The sequence below is a fragment of the Candidatus Chloroploca asiatica genome (assembly GCF_002532075.1).
Classification (GTDB): Bacteria; Chloroflexota; Chloroflexia; order Chloroflexales; family Chloroflexaceae; genus Chloroploca; species Chloroploca asiatica.
On record NZ_LYXE01000059.1, the window covers coordinates 50,210 to 63,828 of the forward strand.

At 58.4% G+C, this 13,619-nt stretch carries 11 protein-coding genes; 3 read left to right on the top strand and 8 right to left on the bottom strand.

Annotated features, from left to right (window positions below):
* Nucleotides 1-128 precede the first annotated feature (128 nt).
* Entirely contained in the window at nt 129-1,070 is a 942-nt protein-coding gene (locus tag A9Q02_RS05195) for a DUF4349 domain-containing protein (RefSeq protein WP_097651290.1), read from the top strand.
* A 70-nt stretch (nt 1,071-1,140) separates the two neighbouring features.
* Here the strand turns inward: A9Q02_RS05195 and A9Q02_RS05200 are convergent, their stop codons facing one another.
* A complete protein-coding gene (locus tag A9Q02_RS05200) occupies nt 1,141-1,425 on the bottom strand; it encodes a DUF427 domain-containing protein (RefSeq protein ID WP_097651291.1) in 285 nt (94 codons plus the stop codon).
* Between the two features lie 113 nt (nt 1,426-1,538).
* Between A9Q02_RS05200 and A9Q02_RS05205 the strand changes: the two genes are divergently transcribed.
* Both A9Q02_RS05205 and A9Q02_RS05210 read left to right on the top strand, forming a co-directional pair.
* Nucleotides 1,539-2,102 (top strand): TlpA family protein disulfide reductase, encoded by a 564-nt coding sequence (locus tag A9Q02_RS05205; RefSeq protein ID WP_097651322.1) that lies wholly within the window; start codon nt 1,539-1,541, stop codon nt 2,100-2,102.
* Complete coding sequence (locus A9Q02_RS05210; protein WP_097651292.1) at nt 2,099-2,941, top strand: DUF2085 domain-containing protein; 843 nt, start codon at nt 2,099-2,101, stop codon at nt 2,939-2,941. The genes A9Q02_RS05205 and A9Q02_RS05210 overlap by 4 nt, the downstream gene beginning before the upstream one ends.
* A 43-nt stretch (nt 2,942-2,984) precedes the next feature.
* Here A9Q02_RS05210 and A9Q02_RS05215 read toward each other — a convergent pair whose 3' ends face one another.
* From A9Q02_RS05215 to A9Q02_RS05245, 7 genes are all read right to left on the bottom strand, one after another.
* Nucleotides 2,985-4,214, bottom strand: a complete 1,230-nt coding sequence (locus A9Q02_RS05215) for a trans-sulfuration enzyme family protein (protein ID WP_097651293.1) — start codon at nt 4,212-4,214, stop codon at nt 2,985-2,987.
* A gap of 74 nt (nt 4,215-4,288) precedes the next feature.
* Nucleotides 4,289-4,627, bottom strand: a complete 339-nt coding sequence (locus A9Q02_RS05220; RefSeq protein WP_097651294.1) for an RNA recognition motif domain-containing protein — start codon at nt 4,625-4,627, stop codon at nt 4,289-4,291.
* 256 nt (nt 4,628-4,883) lie between these two features.
* Complete coding sequence (gene fmt / locus A9Q02_RS05225) at nt 4,884-5,819, bottom strand: methionyl-tRNA formyltransferase (RefSeq protein WP_097651295.1); 936 nt, start codon at nt 5,817-5,819, stop codon at nt 4,884-4,886.
* Nucleotides 5,819-7,975: a glycogen debranching protein GlgX gene (gene glgX / locus A9Q02_RS05230; protein WP_097651296.1), complete on the bottom strand. Its 2,157-nt coding sequence runs from the start codon at nt 7,973-7,975 to the stop codon at nt 5,819-5,821. Before glgX ends, fmt begins: the two co-directional genes overlap by 1 nt.
* A gap of 3 nt (nt 7,976-7,978) precedes the next feature.
* Nucleotides 7,979-9,331: a ribosome biogenesis GTPase Der gene (der, locus tag A9Q02_RS05235; RefSeq protein ID WP_097651297.1), complete on the bottom strand. Its 1,353-nt coding sequence runs from the start codon at nt 9,329-9,331 to the stop codon at nt 7,979-7,981.
* Between the two features lie 166 nt (nt 9,332-9,497).
* Complete coding sequence (trxA, locus tag A9Q02_RS05240; RefSeq protein WP_245860363.1) at nt 9,498-10,349, bottom strand: thioredoxin; 852 nt, start codon at nt 10,347-10,349, stop codon at nt 9,498-9,500.
* 192 nt (nt 10,350-10,541) lie between these two features.
* Nucleotides 10,542-13,574, bottom strand: coding sequence for an FHA domain-containing serine/threonine-protein kinase (locus A9Q02_RS05245; RefSeq protein ID WP_172450649.1), 3,033 nt, complete (start codon nt 13,572-13,574; stop codon nt 10,542-10,544).
* Between the last annotated feature and the right edge of the window lie 45 nt (nt 13,575-13,619).

Consider the following 13,619-nt stretch of genomic DNA (forward strand, 5'->3'; position numbering starts at 1 on the left):
TTTGCGTCTTTGCGTCAAAAAAGGCCTTCTTTGCAAGGTCTTGGAACTAGATCCCTTCTCTCCACGTCTGATCTATAAAGAGGCGTCGTGCCTACCAGCACGTTTCAGTTCAGCAGGGGAGTATCACTATGCGACCGTCCATGTTCATCACCATGTTGATCATCATGTTTGCCCTCGCTGGTTGTGGCGGGCAAACTGTTTCGTCTGAGTTTGAGTCCATCGATCGAGGGCTTGCCGGAAGTAGCCCAAATAGCAGTGCTCCAATGGGGATGCCTCCCTCGGCCCCTGAAGGTAGCTGGGCTGATGAAGCTACGGCCCAGGAAGTCGGTGCGCCGCTTCCTTCTGGCGAGCGTCTGGTGATCAAGAACGGGTCGCTGTCACTCCAGGTTGAAGAGGTCTCGGCGACCGAGGCACAGATTCGCGCCCTTGCCGAACAGCAGGGTGGGTATATCGTGAGTATTTCGACAAGCGGAAGTGAGGAAAATCTCGCGTCTTCGATTACCCTGCGGGTTCCCGAAAATCGCTTTGATGAGACGCTGACGGCCATCGAGGGGTTGGCCCTGAAAATCTTTTCGCGTAGTGTCAGTGGCGATGATGTCACCGAAGAGTTTGTTGACCTCGAGTCGCGTTTACGCACCCTTGAAGCGACTCAGGAGCGTCTGCTCGAGTTGCTCACCCGCGCCGAAGATGTCGAGGCAGCCCTGCAGGTCAACTACGCCCTGCGCGATATTCAGAGCGAGATCGAGCAGATTATGGGCCGCATGAAGTATCTGCAGCAGAGTGCGGCGATGTCAACGCTCTTTGTTGATCTGCGGCCTGTTCCGCCGCCACCAACGATTGTCGAAGCGGGCCAGTGGCAACCGTTGCGCGTCGCCCAGACGGCCCTCCGCGACCTCGTCATCTTTGGCCAGGGCCTGCTGAACTTTGGCATTGTGCTGCTCGTCTGGAGCCCGCTCTGGTTGCCGCTGCTGCTGATCGTGCGCTGGGGATGGGGGCGGCTCCGTTCACGTGAGCGCAAAGCCCCACCCGCCAAAGCGACCGCCGGGACGCCAACAGGCCAGGGCGAATGATGATTGCAAAGCGTACGGCCAGCGTCTGCTGGCCGTACGCCTTTGTTGCGATGACAAGCAAGGTCTAGTCTTACGCTTCGACACGCACCCCACGCCAGAAGGCGACGTACCCAGCGATCTCTTTGGCGGCATCTTTGGGTTGCGGATAATACCAGGCAGCATTTTTGTTGGCCGTCCCATCAACGACAACATCATAATAACTGGCCGTACCCTTCCAACTACACACCGTTTGATGTGAACTCGCGCTCAGATACTCTTGCTTCACCGCCTCGGGCGGAAAGTAGTGATTGCCCTCAACCGTACGGGTTGCCTCACTCTCTGCAATGACAACTCCATTCCAGATTGCACGTGCCATATGTCTTTTTTCCTTTAATCTACTCAGGGTGTCACCCCGCATTATCTTCGCCTTGCTGGCAAAAAAGCCAACAAAAGTAGTATAACATCGTTTGCATGGCGTATAATGAAAACATGAAACACTACGTGCTTTTGCTGATCTTTACGCTTCTTCTGGTGGGGTGCGGGCGAGCCGAGACCACTGCGGTGCCCGCTGATCTACTTGAGGGGAGTACGGCGATTATTGCCGTCGAGAGCCGCTTGCTTGAGCGGGGCAGTGGCAAACTCGTTGAGGGGGATCGTGCGCCTGATTTTAGTTTTACGCTACCTGATGGAACAACGCAACGCCTCAGCGATCTGCAAGGACGCCCAGTCGTGCTCAATTTCTGGGCCTCGTGGTGCCTGCCGTGCATCGAGGAAATGCCAGCCATCGAGCAGGTCTACCAGGCCGCCGAGGGCGATCTCGTCGTCCTGGCGGTCAACCGCAACGAACTGCCCGCAGCCATTGCGCGCTTTGCCAACACCGTTGAGGTGAGCTTCCCGCTGATTGCCGATGTCACCGGGACGATTGGTGAGCGCTACAGCATCACGAGCCTACCCGTGACCTATTTTATTAATCGCGATGGGACGATTCGCGCCCGTCATATTGGTGCGCTCTCTGAAACCATGCTGGCCGAGCGTATCCAGGCATTGGAATGAAGAACTCTCCGCCTGATCACCTGAATGATCCGCTCACGGCCATACCTCTGCCAGGTGAACTGCGCACGGAACGTCCGTGGGTCTGGCTGTTCGGGGCTTTTTTTGGAGCGCTGATGATCGCGCTCTTTTTCTGGCCCACCGCACCGCTTGAGTGGAAGATGTATGCCGTGGTCCACGGGGTTTGTGCCCAGCAGCACAACATTTTTTTTGACCATCTGCAATTCCCAATCTGTGCGCGGAATGCCGGGATCTATAGTAGTTTTCTGCTCACCCTGGGCTATCTCTATGCGATCGGGCGCGGGCGTGCTGGTGGCGTGCCGCCGCTATTGATCAGCCTGACGCTCGTTGCCTTTGTACTCGTCATGGCAGCCGACGGCTTCAACTCGTTCTGGCTCGATCTCGGTCGTACCAACCTCTACACGCCTGACAATCGTCTGCGCACGATCACCGGCATGGGCATGGGCATCTCGATTGCGGTGATGATGCACCTGATTCTCAACAATTCGTTACGCAAAGATGTAGACAGCAATCAGCCGATTCTGACCAACTGGTTCGAGCTTGTCGGCATTATCGGGGTCAATTTTGTTGCCCTGGTTGGCATCTATAGCAACCTGAGCTTGCTGTTCTGGCCGCTCGCCTTTATCGCTTTTTTTGGGCTAACGGGCGTGCTCTATCTCGTCAGTCTGTTGCTGACCAGCCTGGTACTTGGCTACGAAGGGCGTGTTACCCACCTTGCCCAGTTGGCCCGACCGGCAACCATCGCGCTGGTACCAACCTTGCTGATCCTGGGCACGATGGCGTCCTTTCGCTTCTGGATCGAATCGCTGGGCCTGTTGTAAGAGGCTGAATGAAAAGTGGTGGAGTACGATGCTGACACGCTTTTCAGGCAGCCTCTAAGCAAGCGAGGGCTTGCTGAAGATCGGCCAGGAGATCATCAATGGCCTCAATGCCCAGCGAGAGCCGCACCAGGCCAGCGCTAATGCCACGCTCAGCGCGTTGTTCCGGGGTCAGTTCGCGATGGGAAGCAAGCGCCGGCACGCTCACCAGGCTATAGAGATCACCAAGGGTTGTCGCGGGCAAAAAGAGTCGGAGCGCGTCGACAAAACGAGGAAGCGCCGTACTAGCGGCAAGTTCAAAACTCACGAGGCCACCAAAGCGCCCGCCAAAAGCCGCCGCCGCCAACGTGTGGCCGGGATGCTCGGCAAGCCCCGGGTAATAGACGTGCGCCACGGCTGGATGCGTGGTGAGATAGGCGGCGACCTGGGCCGCATTGGCACACTGGCGTTCCATCCGCAGGGCCAGCGTCTTCATCCCGCGCTGCAGTTGCTGGGCCTCGTATGGGCCAAGGGTCGCCCCCAACAACCGTGACTGCTGCACCAAGGTTACGTGGAGCAGGCCAGTACGGGCCGCAACAATGCCGCCGGCAGCATCGCCGTGCCCCCCAAGATACTTGGTTGCGCTATGCACGACCAGATCAACCCCGAGGGTCAGTGGACGTTGCAACACTGGGGTCGCCAGCGTCGCATCAATCACCAGACGGGCACCATACGACCGGCACTGCTCTACCAATTTCGCCAGGTCAAGCACATGCAAAAGCGGGTTAGAGATCGACTCGGCGAGGACAACCACCGGGGCATAGGCTTGCAGCGCCGCCGCAGTCGCCTCGGCATCACAAAGATCAACATAGTTCACCTGGGCACCCCGCGCCGCAAACAACTCTTCGAGCAAGACAGTCGTCGAGCCATAGAGATCGCGGGCGGCCAGGATTGACGTCGGGCGAGGTGCCGTCTCACCTCGGGGCGTCGAGGCTGCCAGCAGCGCCGCATGCAATGCCGCCATACCCGAGCTATAAGCCACCGCACCACGCGCCGCCTCGGCCTGGGCCAGGGCCTGCTCGAACGCAGCCACCGTCGGATTGCCATAGCGCGTATAGAAGTACCCCTCACCGGAGACAAAGGCGGCATCTAACTCGTCCAGCGTCGGATAAAGATAGGTCGTTGAGGTATAGATCGGCGTCACTGTTGGCGTCGCCACCGGGGGAGCGGTGCGGTCGCCGGCATGCACCAGGCTCGTCTCGAGGTGCCAGGAAGCTTGATCATGTTGCTCGGTCATGCATAGACTCCTCATATGCGAAAGCCCGGAGGTGCATTGCACTTCCGGGCTACTTGCGCCTGACGAGTGATCAGCTAGTAGCGATCGCGTCGACCACCACCACCACTACCGCCACCATACCCACCCCGGCTACCGCCGCCGCCGCCACCTGAGCTACGGCCACGCGCGGGCTTATCTTCAGCCTGATTGACGCGCAGATTGCGACCATCAACCTCGTGACCATCAGTGGCCCGGATCAACTCACCGATATCGGCGGCTTCCATCTCAACAAAACCAAAGCCACGCGACCGGCCAGTATCACGGTCGGTGATGACACGAGCACTCTGAACCTCACCGTGGGCACCAAAAATCTGGTTCAGCTCGGCGTCGCCAACACTCCACGGCAAATTACCAACAAACAACTTGACTTGCATTCCAACACTCCTCTGCGCAGGTACGCAGGATTCAGGGATGGCGACAGCAGCGCTGCCTCCGCTACAGTGAACCGATCGAACTCGAACAGCCGGTGGCCTGGAGAGTACCTGGCACGCTCGCTCCGGCGAACACAACAACATGCTTCGAGCGACGAAGGCTCACCGTGGAATCAGAGTGAAAATGCAGTGATCGCACAGTGTATGATGTTGGCTTACGGAAGAATTGTAGCATACTTTGTCCGATCTGCAAGCGTCTTTATGTTCCCATTTTTCCAATCAGTTCACGCAACCCATTGAGCCATGCTGTTCCCGTCAGCGGACGGCGTCCGGCGGGATGCAGTTCAGTCACTTCAAGGGCACCTGAGCCAGTCAGGATCAGAGGTGCCCCCGACTCAGCACGGCCAAGCAAGGTGCCAGGGGGTTCCTCAGCGCGCACATCGGGATGGACAACCGCATTGCGTAAACGCAGATCCTGGCCTCGCCAGGTGGTCACTGTACCAGGCCAGGGATCATAGGCACGGATCATCCGCTCGATCACCAGGGCCGGTTTACTCCAGTCAACGTGTCCATCGGCTTTCGTGAGCATCGAGGTCACCGTGGCGAGCGTATGATCCTGGGGGCGCGGCACAAGGCTGCCGGCGGCATAGGGCGGAATGGCTTCAACCAGCAGGCGTGCGCCAAGCCGAAAGAGTTCATCGGTAAGCGCAGCCGCCCGAACTGCGGAAGGAAGCGGCACCACCGCCTGGGCCAAGATTGGGCCACTATCCATTCCCGGGTCAAGCCGGATAATGGTCACCCCGGTGAACTCGTCACCGGCGAGGATTGCGCCGGTAACCGGCGTCGGCCCACGGTAGAGCGGCAGCAACGAGGGATGGATGTTGAGAAAGCCAAGCGGCGGGATGGCAAGCACATTGCGGCGCAGGATCTCGCCATAGGCAGCCACCACGCCAAGATCAGGCGCACAGGCCGCGATGGTTGCCACGACCTCGGGATCACGCAGGGTTGCAGGTTGCAACACCGGCAGACCAAGGGCGAGCGCCGCCGTCTTGACCGGAGGGGGCGTCAACTTGCCGCCACGGCCTGCGGGACGGTCGGGCTGAGTGACAACCGCAACCACCTCGTACCCGGCGGCAACCAGGGCTTCGAGGGGATGCACGGCAACCGTAGGGCTACCCATAAAGATCACACGCATCAGGCATCATCCTTCAACGCAGCGGACAACTCAGGAAAGCGTGTCCGTTCAGCCAGCACCACCAGGGAACGAGGCTGAACGACATAGACTTCGCTGGTAGGTTGGACGGTGCCATCGGCATCGGAGGGTGCCGTATCAACCAGCACTTCCCACGACGGATCATCAGGCCAATCGGGCAAAATGAACGGAATCGGATCATGTCCCGCATTGAAGAGGATCAAAAGGACATCGTCATGCACCGGCTGACCCTGCTCATCCACCTCTTTCATCACGCGCCCGTTGAGCAACAGACCGATACAGCGCAACTCGCTATTATTCCAGAGCCCGGGGCCAATTTCTTGACCATCGGGGCTGAGCCATTCAACATCATACTCGGCACCACCGGGATACAACGGCCCCTGGAAAAAATTCCGGCGGCGAAGCAACGGATGCTTACGGCGCAGCGCAATCAAACGGCGCGTAAAGGCCAGCAAAAGATCGGCTTCGGGATCGGGGGTCCAATCGAGCCACGAGATCGGATTATCCTGACAATAGGCATTATTATTGCCACCCTGGGTACGACCGCGCTCATCACCAGCGACAAGCATCGGCGTGCCCTGCGACAGGAAGAGTGTCGCGAGGAAATTGCGCATCTGGCGCAAACGCATCTCGCGAATGACCGGCTCTTCGGTTGGCCCCTCAACCCCACAATTCCAGGAGTTATTGTGGTTATCGCCATCGCGGTTCTCTTCGCCATTGGCGCTATTATGTTTCTCGTTATAGCTAACGAGATCGCGGAGGGTGAAGCCATCGTGGGCAGTCACAAAATTGATGCTATGGTACGGGCGACGCCCATTATGCCGGTAGAGATCCATCGAACCCATAATGCGCGACGCAAACTCGGCGGCCTGAGCGCCGTCACCTTTCCAGAACTTGCGCACATTATCGCGATACTTGCCATTCCACTCGGCCCAGGGTGAGGGGAAGCGCCCGACCCAGTACCCATCGGGACCAACGTCCCACGGCTCGGCAATCAATTTGACCCGTGAAAGCACCGGATCGAGCTTGATTACATCAAAAAAAGCACTTGGCCGATCACCCTCACCACGCACGAGGGTACGCGCCAAATCAAAGCGAAAGCCATCGACATGCATCTCTGTGACCCAATAGCGGAGGCTATCAATCACGAGCTGCAAGACACGAGGATGGGTTGTATTGAGACTATTGCCGGTACCGGTGTAATCCATATAGTACCGGGGACCATCAGGCACCAGGCGATAGTACGAGGCGTTGTCAAGCCCACGGAAGGCAATCGTTGGGCCAAGCTGATTGCCCTCACCGGTATGGTTATAGACCACATCGAGGATCACCTCGATCCCGGCAGCGTGCAGTTGCTTGACCATCTGCTTGAACTCGGCGACCTGTTCACCACGGCCACTCTTGCGGGCATACCGGGGATCAGGCGCAAAAAAACCGAGGCTCTGATAGCCCCAGTAATTGGTCAGTTCACGCTCAACGAGAAACTGATCATTAAGGAAATGATGGATCGGCAGCAACTCCACTGCCGTCACCCCAAGATCTTTGAGATACGCAATAGCCGGTTTGCTCGCCAGGCCAGCGTAAGTACCGCGCAATTCTTTGGGCACATCGGGATGCTGCATCGTAAAGCCCTTGACGTGCAGTTCATAGATGACCGATTCGTGGAGCGGGATATTAGGATGGCGATCATCCCCCCAATCAAAGCGTGGATCAACGACCACCGAACGAGGCACATAGGGCGCACTATCGCGTTTGCCGATCGTGAGATCGGTGTACGGACTGCCCACCCGATAGCCATAGAGCGAATTATCCCAGGCGACAACACCAGAAAGCGCATGAGCATACGGGTCAATCAAGAGTTTATGCGGATTAAAACGATGTCCGTGAGCAGGCTGATAAGGGCCATAGACACGATAGCCATAGAGCTGCCCGGGGGCAAGACCGGGGAGATAGCCATGCCAAATATCCTCGGTGCGTTCGGGCAAAACGATGCGCGTCAACTCACGAGGGGATGCAGGATCGGCAAAGAGACAGAGTTCCACCCTAGTAGCATGGGCCGAAAAGAGGGCAAAATTGACACCCTCGCCGTCCCAATGAGCCCCAAGTGGATAGGGTTTTCCAGGCCAGATCGAGGACATAAGCTATGAATCCTTATCCTTCTTCTCACGCGAGCGAAACACAATCACAATTGGCGTACCGCCAAAACCATAGCGCTCACGGAGGCGATTCTCGAGATAGCGGCCATACGACCAGTGGACAAGATTACCATCATTGGCAAAAAAGAGGAAGACCGGCGGTTCTACCTGGGGTTGCACCGCATAATAGAGCCGGAGATGGGCACCCTTCTGCACCGCCATCGGAGGCATATCAAGGACAGCCTGGCGCAGAAAGGCATTGAGTTCACCGGTGGGCACCCGTTTGAGGCGTTGATCTTGGATCTCACGGGCAAGCTGAACAATACGTCCGGTGCGTTGCCCATCAAGCGCCGAGATAAAGAGCAACGGCGCATACGAGATAAACTTGAACGCCTCGCGCACGTGGGCTTCAAACTCATAAAACGTCTGATTATCCTTCTCAATCGCGTCCCACTTATTGACCAGAATAGCGACGCCCTTGTTCGCATCAAGGATCATCCCGGCGATATGGGTATCCTGGGCGGTGACGCCTTCTACCGCATCAATCAGGAGCAGGGCGACATCGCAGCGCTCGATCGCCCGGAGGGCGCGCAAGACCGCGTACTTCTCGATGCCCCGTTCGATCCTACCCGAACGCCGGATGCCTGCGGTATCAATAAGCGTCACCGGCTCGCCATCAACGATAATCGTCGTATCAATGGCATCGCGGGTTGTGCCAGGAACCTCCGAAACAACGCTGCGCTCGGTGCCAACCAGGCGATTGATCAGACTCGACTTCCCCACATTTGGGCGCCCAACAATCGCAATACGCAGATGGCGTTCGGTCTCTTCTTCGGGTGGGCGCTCGGGCAACAACTCAACAAGGCGATCAAGCACATCGCCCGTTCCGAGGCTATGAAAAGCGCTCATCGGAATCGGATCACCGAGGTTCAGTTCATAAAACTCAACTGCGTCGAGCGAGCGTTCAACGCTATCACACTTATTGACCGCAAGGACAACACGCCTCGCCATCGGACGCAAAATCTCGGCAACCTCACGATCTGCCGTCGTCAACCCATCGCGGCCGTCGACCATAAAAATCATCGCATCGGCCTGATCAATCGCCAGCGTGGCCTGTTCACGCGTCCGACGGGCCAATTCCTCACTGGGAAGATCAGGATCATCGCGGCCAAAGAGCAAGCCCGCGGTATCAACAACGGTAAAATCGCGTCCATTCCAGAAACTCTCGCCATAGAGGCGATCCCGAGTTGTGCCGGGTTCATCTTCAATAATTGCGCGTCGCTCACCAATCAACCGGTTAAAAAAGGTTGATTTACCGACATTTGGCCGCCCGATGATCGCGACGATTGGTTTTGCCATAAGAACCTCCATGCGCCCGTCTGGCGCATCCTCTCGTGGCATTATACCAAAGGCGCTTGATCTGTGCGCCGAAGGGGTAGAGCCAGCGGTTCCAAAGAAAAAAAAGTTCTTCAGGGGCAAGCTGCCAGCTTGCCCCTGAAGAACCTATGGGTTCAGGGCGCCAGCCCTAAAACAAAGCATTCGCCAGTTTACGTCGGTAGGCAGGCACCAACGGATGCTCATCACCGAGCAACGCAAAGAGACCAAGCAACGCTTTGCGCGCACCATCGTCGTGGAATGTACGGTCACGCATCACAATCGCCAGCAGATCATCCATAGCACTGCTGTAGTCACCACGCCGTACCGCCTGGGACGCCTGATGATAACGCAAGACCAATTCCGAAGGCGGGGTATCGGCAGGCATGTCAACGAAAAAATCCTTCAAGGGGATGACCGCCTGCGCTCGTGCAAAAAACGGCGAGCCCGTTGGCACCTGGCGTAGAGTTTCGAGGCCCTCGGGTTCACCCTGGAACATCAACAACCGCCCGAGGGCAAACAGGGCCTCGGCATCATCGGGGTCATCGCCAAGAATGAGGCGATAGCGCGCAATCGCACCCTGGGGATCGGTCGTTTCGAGTTCGCGGGCCGCTTCAAGCAGCGAACCACCCGGAGTGCTCTGTTCACCAACAAAGCCCTTGAGCCAGGTGCGCACCTGTGATTCGGGCAACGCGCCAACAAACTGCTCGACGACCTGACCATTGCTGACCGCCATCACCGCCGGAATGCTCTGCACACGAAACGCCTGCGCAAGCCGCTGGTTCTCATCAACATTGACTTTGGCGAGTATCCAGGCCCCCTTTGCTTCGGCAGCGAGCCGTTCGAGGGTCGGGCCAAGCGTACGACATGGGCCACACCAGGGTGCCCAGAAGTCAATAACGACTGGAACTTCGCGTGAGCGCTCGATCACTTCCTGTTGAAAATTACGCTCATTTACCTCAACAGTGCCCGCCTTGCCTGCTTCGCCGGGCTGCTTCGTCATACCGCTCAACATAAAACTCCCTCCGCAAATTTCGCTTATCTTGCTTTTATGCTCGAGCTAGCGCTCTGATATCTCTCCCACATCCTAGCCAACAAACCATCTGCGTTGGCCTATTGGCTAGGATGACCGATACCCCCCCCTAGTATAGCAGATTTTCCACTCGACGGCACACGTCTGCGGTGACATGCGGCATTACCGCAAGACATCGATCCGTGGACGCACCCAGTAGATGCCTTGCGCCGTTGCAGGATCACTGGGAATGATGCGCATCGTCAACCGCCCCGGTTGGCCTGCAAACGCCGAAAGATCGGCAAAGATGGGCAAAAGTTCACCATCTGGTTCTTTGCTGACTTCAAAGATAAGCTCGTCATTGAAGCGAATCGTCACCGTGATCGGTGAGCTACTCACCTCTTTCGCAAAGCCAAGGCTACCCACCAGAATCTGGCCACGAATGAGCGCCGGGATAGCGTATTCGCCCTGGATAAAGGCATTCTCACCAGGCTGAGGACGTAGCAGATTCCCGCTCACTGGTGGCACGGTGTAGAGCAAACCGCGATACTCAACCTCGTCTTCCAGGGTCGCATCGAGCAGATCGACCCAACCCCCTTGACCCGAACCAAGCAAAGGGCGTCCGAAGCGAACCGTGCCTTGATCGGTGCTCCAGGCCGCATCGCGGGCCAGACCGGCCAGATCAATCGTGCCAAAGGAGGGCGGCATTTCAACCGTCGCCGTGGGCAACGGCTCGGGGGTGGCCGTTGGGGGTGGCACCGGCGTTGGTTCAGGCAGCGCTGTCGGCACCTCGGTTGGCTCAGGCTCAGGGGTCGCCGTCGGCTCGGGCACCGGGGTCGCCGTCGGTGGCGCAACCGTGACATAGATAATCGCCACCGTCTCTTGCGCCCCGGTAAACGCCCGCAGCGTAAAATCGGTGCTCTGTTCGGGGCGAAATTCGCGCTGGCCTTGCGGTGGGACATCACCGAAGCGATCAATCACAATGCGCTCGGCCCCAATAACACTCCACGTCACAACGACCACCTCGCCTGGTGCAGTCAGATCAGGGGTTACGGTAAATTGTTGAATCGTCGGCGCACCAGGTTCAGGCGTGGGGAGAACGGTCGGCGGAAGAGCAGGGAGGGTCGCCGTGGCAGGTGGCAAGGTAGCCTCGCCGTTTCCTCGACTGGCGAACAGTAGCCCGGTGGCGAGCAGGCCAACGAGCACAATAGCCGCAAGGAAGGCTAGCGGCAACCAACCCGGCAGGCTTGCAAGGTGGACAAATTCAGCCTCGCTTACGAGCGGTGCACCCTCTTCACGTTCAGCACGGATGCTGAAACGCCGTGCCTGCGGTGCCCCAAAGAGCCGCCCGGCAGCTTCCACTGTCAGATTGACCCGTGCAGTCTCACCTGGATCAAGCCGAATTTCGTCGCGTTCGAGCACAAAACCGAGGGTTTCGTCTTCATCGGCAAAATTGAGCAGATAGACAGCGGAGGCATTGCCAGTATTGCGAACCAGAATCTGATACCGGGCTGCTTTACGACTCTCGTCACGAGGTGGCGTAATGCGCAGATCGCCCCCCGTATAAGGCAAGACGGTCCACCACATCCGGGTGGTACCCGATTCGCCTGTGCCACTGAGCGCACGAGCACGCAAAATAACGGTATAGTCCCCCGCTGGCGCCTCGGAGGAGCGTGGCACACTGACCAGCAAAGACGTTGTTGCCTGAGATCCCGGATCAAGCCGAAGAACCACCGCCTCACCGTCGCGCAGCCAGGCCCCAGGAGCACCCTCAACGGTCAGCCGCACCTCTTCGCTAACCCGTCCAGTATTGGTCAAACGAACCGGCAGCACGACCGAGCTCCCCGGGGTCAGGGTGATGCGTTCTTGCTCAACGCGCACCTCAATGCGCCCCCCGCCGGTTGCCAGCGTTGGAGCCATAACTGAAGCAACTGGTGCGGGCGGCACAACTGGCACCTCACCTACCAACGTCGGTTCGGGTTGCGATGCAATCCGCAGGGTAAAGGGCCCCACACGCAACAAAGCCTTGCCATCCCAGGGAACGGGGGTCTGCGGCGGCAAACGCACATCGTTGAGGCTGGTTCCATTGCTTGAGCCAAGATCCGTAATGGTATACCCAATCGCCGTACGCTCGATGCGAAGATGATCGCGTGAGACCTGCGGATGATCGAGGAAGAGGCGGTGCTCGGGCGCGCGCCCGGCAACCACTGCGCCAATTGGCACCTCGATTTCGCGCAGCACACCACCCTGCGAGCCAATAATCTGCAAACGCGGGAGGGAGGCGGCATCTTCAAGGGGTGCCGTAATCCGTACGGTTGGCGCATCAGCCCTGCCAGGCAGCGCATAGCGCCCCGGCTCGGTCTGAGCCTCGGAGGATCGGGGCGCTGCCGCCGGTGCCGAACCAACGGCACGGAGCGTCGCCGCAAGGGCAAGCGCATCGGGGAACCGGTCCTCGGGGCGCTTGGCAAGACACCGGAGCACAATGGCCTCGACATCAGCGGGAAGTTGCGGACGCACCATCCGTGGTGGCACAGGTTGCGTACGCAGATGTTTGGGAATGGCCGCCTCGACCGTATCAACCCGGAAAGGAGGCACGCCCACCAGAATTTCGTAGAGGATCACCCCAAAGGTATAGATATCCGAGCGCCCATCGAGCACTTGGCCGCGACACTGTTCAGGGGAAAGATAGGCTGGCGCAACAAACGCCTCTTCGGGCAACACCGCCGCCAGGCCAGCCTCAGCCACTTTGAGCAACGTGGGCGGCCCGGTCTCCCCGATCTCAACCAGCAGACTCTCGGGCCTGAGCGCACCGTGCAGCAGGCCATTGGCATGAAGATGGGCAAGGCCATCAGCGACCTGAGCCATCAGATGCAACCAGACCTCAAGCGACAACTGATCGCGGAGCGGAGAGCCAAGCAAGTCGCGCAGACTCCCACCGTTCAGCATCTCACCAGCGAGGTAGACCCGGTCAAGGGCTTCATCAATATCATAGATCGCGGCCAGGTTGGCATGGCCTAGCGCCGCCACTTCACGGAGCACAGCCAGCAGGCGGGGTTGCAAGCCGGGGCGGGCGAGGGACACCGGGTCAAAGATCTTGAGCCGAGTGGGTCGCCCGAGGCGAAGATGGCTGGCACGATAGACCGGACCCGTGGCCCCAGCAAAAAGCAGTTCCTCTACCTGATAATCACCAAAAATCTGCCCAACCAGATCTGTCATGCTTCTTCCTTCTTCAGCGCATTTTGCTCCAACCAGTGGTGACAA